At 61.6% G+C, this 12,896-nt stretch carries 16 protein-coding genes; 9 read left to right on the top strand and 7 right to left on the bottom strand.

The features are described from left to right. Window positions 1–17 precede the first annotated feature (17 nt). From urtE to ureC, 7 genes are all read left to right on the top strand, one after another. Window positions 18–716 (top strand): urea ABC transporter ATP-binding subunit UrtE, encoded by a 699-nt coding sequence (gene urtE, locus BM132_RS00420; RefSeq protein ID WP_092452268.1) that lies wholly within the window; start codon window positions 18–20, stop codon window positions 714–716. Window positions 717–746: 30 nt separating this feature from the next. Beyond that, complete coding sequence (locus tag BM132_RS00425; RefSeq protein WP_092452271.1) at window positions 747–1,598, top strand: urease accessory protein UreD; 852 nt, start codon at window positions 747–749, stop codon at window positions 1,596–1,598. A 150-nt stretch (window positions 1,599–1,748) separates the two neighbouring features. Continuing rightward, a complete protein-coding gene (gene ureA / locus BM132_RS00430; RefSeq protein ID WP_047227360.1) occupies window positions 1,749–2,051 on the top strand; it encodes an urease subunit gamma in 303 nt (100 codons plus the stop codon). A 9-nt stretch (window positions 2,052–2,060) separates the two neighbouring features. Further along, window positions 2,061–2,594: a GNAT family N-acetyltransferase gene (locus BM132_RS00435; RefSeq protein WP_092452274.1), complete on the top strand. Its 534-nt coding sequence runs from the start codon at window positions 2,061–2,063 to the stop codon at window positions 2,592–2,594. A gap of 6 nt (window positions 2,595–2,600) precedes the next feature. Next, entirely contained in the window at window positions 2,601–3,134 is a 534-nt protein-coding gene (locus BM132_RS00440) for a GNAT family N-acetyltransferase (RefSeq protein ID WP_092395836.1), read from the top strand. Further along, entirely contained in the window at window positions 3,131–3,439 is a 309-nt protein-coding gene (locus BM132_RS00445; protein WP_046064368.1) for an urease subunit beta, read from the top strand. The genes BM132_RS00440 and BM132_RS00445 overlap by 4 nt, the downstream gene beginning before the upstream one ends. Window positions 3,440–3,565: 126 nt before the next feature. Beyond that, window positions 3,566–5,266, top strand: a complete 1,701-nt coding sequence (ureC, locus tag BM132_RS00450) for an urease subunit alpha (protein ID WP_092452277.1) — start codon at window positions 3,566–3,568, stop codon at window positions 5,264–5,266. 189 nt (window positions 5,267–5,455) lie between these two features. Here ureC and BM132_RS00455 read toward each other — a convergent pair whose 3' ends face one another. After that, on the bottom strand, window positions 5,456–5,755 hold the full coding sequence (locus BM132_RS00455; protein ID WP_092395830.1) for a chaperone modulator CbpM: 300 nt from the start codon (window positions 5,753–5,755) through the stop codon (window positions 5,456–5,458). A gap of 151 nt (window positions 5,756–5,906) precedes the next feature. Then, window positions 5,907–6,845 (bottom strand): DnaJ C-terminal domain-containing protein, encoded by a 939-nt coding sequence (locus BM132_RS00460; protein WP_092452281.1) that lies wholly within the window; start codon window positions 6,843–6,845, stop codon window positions 5,907–5,909. 297 nt (window positions 6,846–7,142) lie between these two features. Between BM132_RS00460 and BM132_RS00465 the strand changes: the two genes are divergently transcribed. Continuing rightward, entirely contained in the window at window positions 7,143–8,417 is a 1,275-nt protein-coding gene (locus BM132_RS00465; RefSeq protein WP_092395826.1) for an Hsp70 family protein, read from the top strand. A gap of 133 nt (window positions 8,418–8,550) precedes the next feature. On the opposite strand, the gene BM132_RS00470 is transcribed toward BM132_RS00465, so the two are convergent. From BM132_RS00470 to BM132_RS00485, 5 genes are all read right to left on the bottom strand, one after another. Beyond that, complete coding sequence (locus BM132_RS00470; protein WP_092452284.1) at window positions 8,551–9,564, bottom strand: AI-2E family transporter; 1,014 nt, start codon at window positions 9,562–9,564, stop codon at window positions 8,551–8,553. A gap of 152 nt (window positions 9,565–9,716) precedes the next feature. Beyond that, on the bottom strand, window positions 9,717–9,998 hold the full coding sequence (locus BM132_RS00475) for a PsiF family protein (protein ID WP_092452287.1): 282 nt from the start codon (window positions 9,996–9,998) through the stop codon (window positions 9,717–9,719). Window positions 9,999–10,061: 63 nt separating this feature from the next. Further along, on the bottom strand, window positions 10,062–10,205 hold the full coding sequence (locus BM132_RS28400; protein ID WP_177218124.1) for a hypothetical protein: 144 nt from the start codon (window positions 10,203–10,205) through the stop codon (window positions 10,062–10,064). Window positions 10,206–10,214: 9 nt separating this feature from the next. After that, on the bottom strand, window positions 10,215–11,105 hold the full coding sequence (locus BM132_RS00480; RefSeq protein ID WP_092452290.1) for an esterase/lipase family protein: 891 nt from the start codon (window positions 11,103–11,105) through the stop codon (window positions 10,215–10,217). 69 nt (window positions 11,106–11,174) lie between these two features. Beyond that, window positions 11,175–11,813, bottom strand: coding sequence for an FMN-dependent NADH-azoreductase (locus BM132_RS00485; protein ID WP_092395818.1), 639 nt, complete (start codon window positions 11,811–11,813; stop codon window positions 11,175–11,177). A gap of 138 nt (window positions 11,814–11,951) precedes the next feature. Here BM132_RS00485 and BM132_RS00490 point away from each other — a divergent pair, with 138 nt between their 5' ends. Further along, entirely contained in the window at window positions 11,952–12,893 is a 942-nt protein-coding gene (locus BM132_RS00490; protein ID WP_092452293.1) for a LysR substrate-binding domain-containing protein, read from the top strand. The last annotated feature ends 3 nt before the right edge of the window (window positions 12,894–12,896 follow it).

Below are 12,896 nucleotides of genomic sequence, written 5' to 3' on the forward strand. Positions count from 1 at the left end.
TGAGAGGGACTTAAGACATGCTGCAAGTCGACAAGCTGCACCAATACTACGGCGGTAGCCACATCCTGCGCGGCCTGTCGTTCGACGTGAAGGTCGGCGAGGTGACGTGCCTGCTGGGCCGCAACGGCGTGGGCAAGACTACCCTACTCAAATGCCTGATGGGCCTGTTGCCGGCCAAGGAAGGCGCAGTGAATTGGGAAGGCAAGCCCATCACCACCTTCAAGCCGCACCAACGGGTGCATGCCGGTATTGCCTACGTGCCCCAGGGCCGGGAAATTTTCGGCCGGCTGACGGTGGAAGAGAACCTGCTGATGGGCCTGTCGCGTTTTTCCGCTGCCGAGGCCAAGGAAGTGCCGGCGTTCATTTACGAATTATTCCCGGTGCTGCTGCAGATGAAACAACGCCGTGGCGGTGACCTGTCCGGTGGCCAGCAACAGCAACTTGCCATTGGCCGGGCCCTGGCCAGCCGTCCGCGCCTGCTGATTCTCGACGAGCCCACCGAAGGCATTCAACCGTCGGTGATCAAGGAGATCGGCGTGGTCATCAAGAAACTGGCGGCCCGGGGCGACATGGCGATTTTGCTGGTGGAGCAGTTCTACGACTTCGCCGCCGAGCTGGCCGATCAATACCTGGTGATGTCCCGGGGCGAGATCGTGCAGCAGGGGCGCGGAGAAAATATGGAAGCTGAGGGTGTGCGCGGGCTGGTTACGATCTAGTCTGTAGCGCTCTAACGATAATCAGAAATCATGAACCTACCTGTCTCCTCACTGGCCCCATCAGCCCTGTTCACCCCCAGCTGGCATGCCGAGCTGGAACTGGGTTACGCCCGGTTCGGTGACTGCACGCGCCCGGTGCAGCGCCGCCACAAAGGTCCGCTGCGGGTGCAAAAACACCTGTACGCCGAAGGCCCCGAAGTGTGCCAGCACATCATCGTCCACCCGCCCGGCGGCATTGCCGGCGGTGACCGGCTGGACATCGCGGCCCACGTCGGCCCCGCTGCGTGGGTGCAGTTGACCAGTCCCGGCGCGGCCAAATGGTATCGCGCCGCCAGCCCGGCATATCAGCAACTGAACCTGAGCGTGGCCGCGGGGGCGACCCTGGAATGGCTGCCCCAGGAAACCATCGTCTTCAGCGCCGCCCAGGCCGAACTCAGCACCCGCATCGACCTGCAGGGTGACGGGCGCCTGTTCTACTGGGACATGGTGGCCCTCGGTCGACCGGCCAGCGGTGAACGATTTGACCTGGGGCACTTCCAGTCACGACTGGACATTCGCCGCGACGGGAAGTTGCTCTGGCATGAACGCCAGCGCATTGTGGGCGGTGACGGATTGCTCGACTCGCCCATTGGGCTGGGCGGCGATCCGGTGTTCGCCACGCTGCTGGTGACTGGCGAGATTGACAGCGAGTTGCTGGAACGGTGTCGATCCCTGGGCCATGACGTACGCGGTGATCTGACCCAGTTGCCCGGCCTGGTCGTGGCCCGGTGCCTGGCGAGCGAGGCGCTGCTGGCGCGGGGGTGGTTGATTGAATTGTGGCGTTTGCTCAGGCTTGCATTGCTTGGAAGAGAGGCCGTACCACCCAGAATCTGGAGCACCTGAATTGGCTTTCCTGTGGGAGCGAGCCTGCTCGCGATAGCAATCGAACAACCAATATAGATGTTGACTGACCCAGCGCTATCGCGAGCAGGCTCGCTCCCACAGGGGAACGGTGTCTAGCCCGAATTATTTATCTGCCCTTATGGATTGCACATGGACCTGACCCCACGCGAAAAAGACAAGCTGCTGATTTTCACCGCCGGTCTCGTCGCCGAGCGGCGGTTGGCTCGCGGTTTGAAGCTCAACTACCCGGAGGCGATGGCCTATATCTCCGCCGCCCTGCTCGAAGGCGCCCGCGACGGCCAGACCGTGGCCGAGCTGATGCATTACGGCACCACGCTGCTGACCCGTGAACAGGTGATGGAGGGCATCCCGGAAATGATTCCGGAGATCCAGGTCGAGGCGACGTTTCCCGACGGCACCAAACTGGTCACCGTCCACCAGCCGATCGCGTGAGGTTGCGCCATGACCTATGACATTCGTGACGCCCGGCACGCCGACTTGCCCGCGATCCGTGACATCTACAACGACGCGGTGCTACGCACCACGGCGATCTGGAACGAACAGACCGTGGACCTGGGCAATCGCCAGGCCTGGTTCAGCGCTCGACAATCGCAAGGCTATCCGGTGTTGGTGGTGGTCGATGACGAAGATAACGTGCTCGGCTATGCCTCGTTCGGCGACTGGCGACCCTTCGACGGTTTCCGGCACACCGTGGAGCATTCGGTGTACGTACGTAACGACCAATGCGGCAACGGCCTGGGCTCACGGTTGATGACGGCCCTGATCGAGCGCGCCAGGGCATGCGGCAAACACGTCATGGTCGCGGCCATTGAAAGCGCCAACGCGGCCTCGATTCGCCTGCATGAGCGGGCCGGTTTCATCACCACCGGGCAGATGCCTCAGGTGGGCACCAAATTCGGCCGCTGGCTGGATTTGACTTTCATGCAGTTGATCCTCAACCCAGGGGCGCTACCGCCTGCCGTCGACAAGGAGTGATAACCGATGAACCCCGCCCAGTTGCGTCGAGTCCCCGCTGAAAGCTTTGCGCACTATCGCCAGGGCCTGATCGATCTGCTGCTCGATGCCGTGGGCTATGGCGCCAGCGTAGGCTTCATGGCCGACCTCGACGCGGTCCAGGCCCGCGCCTATTTCGACGAGGTCCAGGCCAGTCTCAACCAGGGCCACTTGCTGCTGTGGGTGGTGGTCAAGGATGAACAGGTGCAGGCCAGCGTCCAACTTGCCCTGTGCCAGAAACCCAACGGCCTCAACCGTGCCGAAGTGCAAAAGCTGCTGGTGCGCGGCGAGGCCCGCCGTCGGGGCCTCGGCCAGCAATTGATGAGCGCCCTGGAACTGGGCGCCCGCCAGCACAAGCGCGGCCTGTTGTACCTCGACACGCAGGCCGGTTCCGAGGCCGAGGCATTCTATCGCGCCATGGGCTACACCCGCGTCGGAGAACTGCCCGACTACTGCCAGAGCCCGGACGGGACCTACACCCCGACCGCCATTTACTACAAGACTTTGGGGCAACCGCAATGATTCCAGGCCAATACCAGGTCCAGCCCGGCGACATCGAACTCAACGTCGGCCGCCGCACCCTCACGCTGAACGTGGCCAACAGCGGCGACCGACCGATCCAGGTCGGCTCGCACTATCACTTCTTCGAAACCAACGACGCCCTGACCTTCGACCGCGCCGCCAGCCGCGGCATGCGCCTGAACATCCCGGCCGGCACCGCCGTACGCTTCGAACCGGGTCAGAGTCGGGAAGTCGAGCTGGTTGACCTGGCCGGCCATCGGCGGGTATTCGGGTTTGCCGGGAGGGTGATGGGCGAACTGGATTAAAGATTAAAAGATCGCAGCCTTCGGCAGCTCCTACAGGGGAGTGCGTACGCCTGTAGGAGCTGCCGAAGGCTGCGATAGCGAGTAATGCGAGCGGTCCAACATCCAATTGAATCCCAAGGCGAACACATGAAAATCTCCCGCCAGGCCTATGCCGACATGTTCGGCCCCACCGTCGGCGACAAGGTCCGTCTGGCCGACACCGAACTGTGGATCGAAGTGGAAAAGGACTTCACCACCTACGGCGAAGAAGTGAAATTCGGCGGCGGCAAGGTGATTCGCGACGGCATGGGCCAGAGCCAGCTGCTGGCCGCCGAGGTCGTCGACACGCTGATCACCAACGCGCTGATCATCGATCACTGGGGCATCGTCAAGGCCGATGTCGGTCTCAAGGACGGGCGCATCGCGGCCATCGGCAAAGCCGGTAACCCGGACATCCAGCCCGATGTGACCATCGCCATCGGCGCCAGCACCGAAGTGATCGCCGGCGAAGGCATGATCCTCACGGCCGGAGGTATCGATACTCACATTCACTTCATCTGCCCGCAGCAGATCGAAGAAGCCTTGATGAGCGGTGTCACCACCATGATCGGCGGCGGTACGGGCCCAGCCACCGGGACCAATGCCACCACCTGCACCTCCGGCCCGTGGCACCTGGCGCGCATGCTCCAGGCCGCCGACGCGTTCCCAATGAACATCGGCTTCACCGGCAAGGGCAACGCCAGCCTGCCAGAGCCGTTGATCGAGCAAGTCAAAGCCGGTGCCATAGGCCTGAAGCTGCACGAAGACTGGGGCACCACGCCGGCGGCCATCGACAATTGCCTGAGCGTGGCCGACGCGTACGACGTGCAGGTGGCGATCCACACCGACACCCTCAACGAATCCGGTTTCGTGGAAACCACCCTGGCCGCGTTCAAGGGCCGCACCATCCACACCTATCACACCGAAGGTGCCGGTGGCGGGCATGCGCCGGACATCATCAAGGCCTGCGGTTTCCCCAACGTGTTGCCCAGTTCCACCAACCCGACCCGACCGTTCACCCGCAATACCATCGACGAACACCTGGACATGCTGATGGTCTGCCATCACCTGGACCCGAGCATCGCCGAAGACGTGGCCTTCGCTGAAAGCCGTATCCGTCGTGAAACCATCGCCGCCGAAGACATCCTCCACGACCTCGGCGCCTTCTCGATGATCAGTTCCGACAGCCAGGCCATGGGCCGCGTCGGCGAAGTCATCACGCGCACCTGGCAGACCGCCGACAAGATGAAGAAGCAGCGCGGCGCGCTCCCTGGCGACGGCGAAGGCAACGACAATTTCCGCATCAAGCGCTACATCGCCAAGTACACCATCAACCCGGCGATTACCCATGGCATCAGCCATGAAGTGGGCTCCATCGAAGTCGGCAAGTGGGCTGACCTGGTGCTGTGGCGCCCGGCATTTTTCGGCGTCAAGCCGACCCTGATCCTCAAGGGCGGGGCGATTGCGGCAAGCCTGATGGGCGACGCCAACGCCTCGATCCCGACACCGCAACCGGTGCACTACCGCCCGATGTTCGCCAGCTACGGCGGCTCGCGTCACGCCACCAGCCTGACCTTCATCAGTCAGGCCGCCGCCGAGGCAGGGCTGCCCGAACAGCTCGGATTAAAGAAGAGAATTGCCGTGGTCAAAGGTTGCCGAGAGGTGCAGAAAACCGACTTGATCCACAACGATTACCTACCGAGCATCGATGTCGATCCGCAGACCTACCAGGTCAAGGCCGATGGGGTGTTGTTGTGGTGTGAACCGGCTGATGTGCTGCCGATGGCGCAGCGGTATTTTCTGTTTTGAGGTGAATCAGGCTTGATCATTGGATGGGAGCATAACCTTGTGGCGAGGGGATTTATCCCCGCTCGGTTGCGCAGCAACCGCTACTAAATGGGCCGCTGCGCAGCCCAACGGGGATAAATCCCCTCACCACAAATCTTGCACATGAATCAGGCTAGGGAGCTGGCCCAGGCTTTGGATCGGCTTGGCAAACTACTCCACCAACCGCCCCAATCGCTGCTTGAGCATGCGGTTTTCGTTGCGCAGTTGCTGTACTTCTTCCAGCAGGTCCAGTGCCAGGGCGACGCCTTCCCATTCCAGCTCCAGTTCGCGCCGTAGCTTGGCCGCACGGCGGGCCAGGACCAGTTCGTAATCGGTGAAACGCCAATCTGCCGGTGCTGCGCCATGGGGTTCGAGAATGCCGTGCTCGACGATTTCAATCACATGGACGTCCGCCAATGCAGCGGCCTCACAGAATTCCAGCAGGTTCAGTTCAATGATCGGGTTGTTCATAGTCTGCTTCTCCCAATGCTTTAACTGTGTAGGAGCTGACGAGTGAAACGAGGCTGCGATCTTTCCATTCCCCATTGAGTCTAGAGCGGAAGATCAAAAGATCGCAGCCTCGTTTCACTCGTCAGCTCCTACCAACAGGGACCGGCCGCTGTCAGAAATTCTCCCGCGGATCGAACGCGGCCTTCTTCGCCAGCTCCGCCCACAACGCCTTGACCGCCTCGTCGCTGCTCTTGGGCATCACCGCCTTGAGCTGCACGAACAGGTAGCCGCGCTCGCCCGCTTTGTTACGCAAACCGTGGCCTTTGGCGCGCATGCGCTGGCCGTTCTGGCTGCCGGCCGGAACCTTGAGGTTGATCTTGCCGGTGAGGGTCGGCACCGCCACTTCAGTGCCCAGCGCCAATTCCCACGGTGCCAGGGGCAAGGTGATGATCAGATCCTGGCCTTCGACGTCGAACTTGGGGTGCGGCGCGAAGCGAATGGTCAGGTACAAATCACCATTGGCACCACCGCCGACACCTGGCGCCCCCTGGCCCTTGAGGCGGATGCGTTCGCCGTCGGTCACCCCCAGCGGAATCTTCACGTTCAGGCTTTTGCTGGTGTTGCTCACATGCTGGCCGGCGGCGTTGTACTGCGGCACCTGGAAGCTGACTTTTTTCGACTCGCTCGACAGCGTTTCTTCCAGGAAAATCGGTAATTCCATTTCCACGTCTTGCCCTCGACGACCAGTGCTGCGGCCTGACTGTCCGCCACCGAAACCCGGCCCGCGATTACCGAAAATCGAACTGAAGAAGTCCGAGAAATCCCCTGTGTCCTGGCCGCCAAACCCACCACGGCTCTGCCAGCCCGGCGGCCCCTGGAACGGCTGGCCGTGCTGGCCATAGCGACGCAGGTCATCGTACTCGGCGCGTTTGTCGGCGCTTTTCAGCGCTTCATAGGCTTCGGAGACGTCCTTGAACTTGGTCTCGGCATCCTTTTCCTTACTCACATCCGGGTGATATTTGCGGGCCAGTTTGCGATAAGCAGCCTTGATCGTGGCGTCATCGGCCGTCGGCTCCACACCCAGAATCTTGTAATAGTCTTTGAAGTCCATCGAAGGATCACCATCCGTTATCGATATCGCGCCGCCACCCGCAGCATGCTCGTGATACAAGTCCTGGGGTTTGACCGATCTCAAGGTTTGTGACCGGGCGGCGCTTCAGAAGTTTATCGGCAGCCGGTGGCGGTTCTTGTACCCGCCCTGTGGCTACCAGGCTCATGCCAGCAAGTTTGGGGGTATAAGAGCGTCTTTCAAGGCCAGTGATTGCGAATTAGCAGATAACCGGCCTTCGAATCCGGGCCGCACTGACATACACTGCGCGGCCGTTTTTTCAACTGGAACCCGAAAGACATGAAAAACGCATCTCCGGCCCGTGCCTGCGGCATCGACTTCGGCACGTCCAACTCCACTGTCGGCTGGCTGCGCCCCGGCATGGAAACGCTGATTGCGCTGGAGGACGACAAGATCACCCTGCCCTCGGTGGTCTTTTTCAATCTCGAGGAACGCCGCCCGGTGTATGGCCGCCTGGCCCTGCACGAGTACCTGGAAGGCTACGAAGGTCGGCTGATGCGCTCGCTCAAGAGCCTGCTGGGCTCCAAGCTGATCAAGCACGACACCAGCGTGCTGGGCACGGCCATGCCCTTCAAAGACCTGCTGGGGCTGTTCATCGGCCAGTTGAAGAAGCGCGCCGAGGCCACCGCCGGTCGGGAATTCGAAGAAGTGGTACTGGGTCGCCCGGTGTTTTTCGTCGACGACGATGAAATGGCCGATCAGGAAGCGGAAAACACCTTGGTGGACGTGGCCCGCGCCATCGGTTTCAAGGAAGTCTCGTTCCAGTATGAGCCCATCGCGGCGGCCTTCGATTATGAATCGACCATCGAGAAAGAGGAGCTGGTGCTGATCGTCGACATCGGCGGTGGTACGTCGGACTTCTCGCTGGTGCGCCTGTCGCCCGAACGCCGCACCCACGACAACCGCCACGCGGATATCCTCGCCACCGGCGGCGTGCACATCGGGGGGACCGATTTCGACAAGCAGCTCTCGCTGGCCGGCCTGATGCCGCTGTTCGGCTACGGCAGCCGCATGAAAAGCGGCGCCTACATGCCCACCAGCCACCACATGAACCTGGCAACCTGGCACACCATCAACGGCGTGTACTCACAAAAATCCACCCTGGCCCTGGCCAGCATGCGTTACGACATCGAAGACACCGGGGGCATCGACCGGTTGTTCAAGCTGATCGACCAGCGCGCCGGGCACTGGCTGGCGATGGAAGTGGAAGAAACCAAGATCCAGCTGACCCACACCGACCAGCGCCATGTGGCCCTGGACCGGATCGAGGCGGGCCTGAGCGTGGACCTGAGCCGGGAGTTGTTTGAATCGGCCATCGACGGCCTGCTGGAGCGGGTGCGCGGCAGCGTCACGCAATTGCTGGGCGATGCCAACGTACGCGTCGATCAGGTGGACACGGTGTTCTTTACCGGCGGCTCCAGCGGCATCCCGGCGCTGCGCAACAGCGTCTCGGCCATGCTCCCCCTGGCCCGGCATGTGGAAGGCAACATCTTCGGCAGCATCGGCAGCGGATTGGCGATCGAGGCGATGAAGCGCTACGGCACTCAGGTCTGATTCAAGTTCTGCGGCGCGTCTATCGCGAGCAGGCTCGCTCCCACAGTTGACCGAATTCCGTCAGAAGGAATGCGGTTCAAATGTGGGAGCGAGCCTGCTCGCGATGGCGTCAGAACAGGCGACGCCGATCAGATCAAACCATCCCCACCTGCTTCAACTCACTCTTCAAGTAAGCATAATAAATCGGCCCCGCCACCACGCCCGGCAGGCCGAACGCAGCTTCGAACACCAGCATCGCCAGGAGCAATTCCCAGGACTTGGCGCTGATCTGCCCACCGACGATGCGGGCATTGAGGAAGTATTCGAGCTTGTGGATCACGATCAGGTAGCCCAGCGCGGCCATTGCCACCCAGATCGACAGCGACAAGGCGACGATGGTGATCAGGGTGTTGGACATCAGGTTGCCAATGACCGGCAGCAGCCCCAACAGGAACGTCATGACGATCAGGGTCTTGGTCAGCGGCAGGTGGATGCCGAACAGCGGCAGCACCACCGCCAGGAAGATCCCGGTGAAGAAGGTGTTGAGCAGGGAAATCTTGATCTGGGCGAACACAATGTTGCGGAACGCCTTGACCAACAGGCTCAGACGGTCGAACAGCGCCGCAGCCAGGGGCTTGCGCTTGGTCAGGTCGGGGATGCGCTGCAGGGCGACGATGGCCCCCAGGACCATGCCGATCAACAACGTCACGAACATGTGGGCCGCATCCTTGCCCACCAGTTGCAAGTCGCTCAGGTGCTTGGTCATCCAGTCGCCAATGGCCACCCGGAACTCGGCCGCGCTGGCCGGCAGGTAGGCGTCGATGAACGGCGGCAACTGCCCCCGGGCGCGGTCGACCACCGCCATGAACATGTCCAGGGACGACCCCGGGTTTTCCGCCTCATGGAGCAGGAAACTGAAGGCCCCGGCGAAAATCAGCGTCAGCACACTGACCACCAGCGTGCCCAGCAGCGCCACCGCCAACCATCGGGCCCGCCGGCCCTCGATCAGCCGTTGCAGTTGCGGGGTGAGCATGTTGACCAGCTCGAACACCAGTAAACCGGCCAAAAGGCTCGGCAACAGGCGCAGTGGCAGCACCAGCAACAACCCACCAAAAATGATCACCCAACTGATCACCAACAAGACATGACGCTGAGAAAACGTTGGCATACAGCCTCAGAACAAAACGGCGTAAAAGGATCGGCAGTCTGCCAGCGTTCTGCTGGCGAAGCGAGAAGATCGCAGCCTCCGGCGGCTCCTACAGAGACCGTGTTCCCCCTGTAGGAGCTGCCGAGTGCAACGAGGCTGCGATCTTTTAATCCTTATTTCTTCTTCAGGCAATCGCTCATGAATGCCTTGCGGGCATCGCCTTTCAGGGTCTGAGTGGTGGCGTCGGCGTTACAGGTTTTCATACGCTCCTGCGGCGTCGCCGGGGTGGCCTTGAGGCAGTTGCTCATGAAGGCTTTGCGCTCGTCACCCTTGAGGGCCTTGGCGCTGGCGTCGGCATTGCAGGTGGTCATCTTGTTCTGTTGGGCCGTGGCGGCAAAGCCCTGGGAAGACAGCAGCAACCCGAGCAGCAACAAAGGAACACGCAGCATCTTCATGATGTTTTCTCCTGACTGCCGCACGAGGGGTACGGCGATGAAATGCAGTGTAGACAACGCCTGTTACACCTTCATCTGCGTGATTTTCTGTGCCTGATCTACCGCTTTCGCGAGCAAGCCCGCTCCCACAGTTGACTGAGTTTCTTCAAAAAGAATGCGATCAACTGTGGGAGCGGGCTTGCTCGCGAAGAACGATAACGCGGTCATCCTGACGCTCTACACCCCCGCCGCCTTCAATCGCTGCGCATGCTCGACGAACAAACGAACCGGCTCGGCGCCCTTGCCCACCAGCCCCAGCGACTGGTTGACGATGTCGAAGTGATCCAGCGGATAGTCATCGCCGATCACCGTGCCCAGGTGCGAGCTGTAGCGCCCGACCATGCCGTCGCATTGCCCGGCCTCGCGCACGAAGGTGCGAGCGAAGAGCCGGCAGGTACGGTTGGTGCCGTCCAAGAGGTTAAGTCCCTTGTCGGTCTTGCCTGGTTGCAAGGTCCCGGACCAGGAGTAATAACGCACACCATTGACCTCTTCGGGTCCACTCCCACCCCACGTTTCTGGCAGGCCCTGGGGAAAGTGCTGGTTGAACAGGGCCACGCCCGCGGTAGTGAGAGAACCGTGGGACGCCTGGATATCCACCGGCAACCTGGGTCCGCGATAACCGGTTTCCAGCAGGCTCATCAGGGCGCCGATCAACCGCAGCAAGGCACTGAGCAAGCGCCCCTTGACGCTGTCAGCCGGGTAGTGGGTCTGCAGGTAATCAGCCAGCTCGGAACCATGGTTGGTGCCGGCCACCGAGGTGACCGATGCCACCAGATCCGGGCGCTTGGCCGCCGCGTAGCGTGCCGTGAGGGCGCCCTGGCTGTGGCCGATCAGGTTGACCTTCTGCGCACCGGTTTGCTTCAGGATCTCCTCGATCCGCGCGAGCAACTGCTCGCCGCGCACCTCGGATGAGTGCAGCGGTGACACCTGCACAGCAATCACCACTGCCCCACCCCGGCGCAACGCCGAGACGATCCCGTACCAATACGGATACAGCACCAGACGAATGAACCCGAGCATTCCGGGGACCAGCACCAGCGGGTAACGAGTGGCGCACTGTTGTGACATGGCGACATCCTTGATCAATAGGTGGTCAGCATCGGCATCGATGATGACCCGTCTATGACACCCGCGCCATCAGAACGTCTGCGCCAACCCCAGCAAGCGTTGCTCGGCCTCGGCGCAAGACTGGGCGAAACTGCGCTCAGCCGACTCCTCGCCTTCGGCGGCAACCACCGTCACATCGGTGATACCGATAAAGCCCAGCACGGTACGCAGCAGCGTGTCGGCGTGATTCATTCCCTCAAGCTGACCGCCGGGCCCGAAACCGAAGTCGCCACGACTGGTCACGATCAGCGCTTTCTTGCCCAGTACCAGCGGTTCGTACTGCGACACGCCGTTATCCAAGCTGTGGTTGAACGTCAGCCCGATCCGCACGATCTGGTCGATCCAGGCTTTCACGCCGCTAGGCACGCTGAAGTTGTGCATGGGCGCGGAGATGACCAACCGATCATGGGCCTGCAACTCCGTCACCAATGCATCACTGAGTGCCAGGTCCGCCTGCATGGTCAACGGGCGGGCTTGCGGTTCGGGGTAGAACGCCGCCGCGATGAATGCTTCATTGACCGGAGGAATCACGGTGCGCCCCACTTCGCGACGGGTCGGCTGGGAATGCGGATGAACCGCCTGCCAGGCCGAGACAAAGCTTTCGGCCAGACGTCGGGAGTGAGAGCGCTCGCCCCGAGGGCTGCCATGCACGACAAGAATTTTGCTCATCTGAATCTCCTGGGTTTTCGACTAGAATCAATCGATTCTTTTCGCTTCCAGCTTGACGTCCAACGCTACGGGCGGACAAATGAGCGCTCATCAAGCTAGATGAGATAATTTCATCTATGGTCATTCAGGAGATCTGTGATGTTTGCCACGCTGCCCCTCAACGCATTGCGCGCCTTTGAGTCTGCCGCACGGCTGCTCAGCTTCAAGGCTGCGGCGGCGGAGCTGTCGGTGACACCCACGGCGGTTTCCCATCAGATTCGCGCCTTGGAAACTTGGCTGGGTGTGCAGCTGTTCGAACGTCAGCCGCGCCAGGTGCGGCTCACCGACGGCGGCCAACGCTTGTTCAACAGCCTGCACGGGGCCCTGCTGGAAGTGGCGCAAAGCGTCGACACCCTGCGCCCACAACGCACCAATACCCACCTGACCCTTTCCACCACCGCAGCGTTTGCCAGCCTGTGGCTGGTGCCGCGCCTGGGCCGGTTTTATGCGCGTCATCCGAATATCAACGTGCGCCTGGACACCCACTGCGAAGTGGTCGATCTGCATCAGGACGCCAGCGTCGACCTGGTGGTGCGCTACAGCCTGGACAGCTATCCGAACCTGTACGGCCTGTGCCTTTTCGATGAACACTTCGGCGTGTACGGCTCGCCGGAACAAGTGGCCCTGGCCGCGCAGAGGCCGCCCACGCTGATCAGCGTGCGCTGGCATAACGCCAAACTGTATGCCCATGGCTGGGAAGCCTGGTGCGCTCAGGCCGGCGAAACCTGGCTGGCCCGGCAACCTTGCATGCGCGAGTACGACGAGGAGCATTACGCCCTGCAAGCGGCGATAGCCGGGCAAGGACTGGTACTGGCGAGCAACATCCTCGCTTCCGAAAGCGTCGCCAGTGGCCTGTTGGTGGCTTATCGACCGCAGATTCAGGTCAACGGCGCTGGCTACAGTGCCTTGTGTGTTCCAGGCCGTGAACGCCATCCACCGGTACGGGCATTCTTCCAGTGGCTGGAAGAAGAGGCTCGGTTGTCCGGTCACGCACTGAAAAATTCAGTAAAACTATTCGAGGATCGCCTCGTCCAGACTTAGCGC

Source organism: Pseudomonas sp. NFACC45, assembly GCF_900113505.1.
GTDB classification, from domain to species: Bacteria; Pseudomonadota; Gammaproteobacteria; order Pseudomonadales; family Pseudomonadaceae; genus Aquipseudomonas; species Aquipseudomonas tehranensis.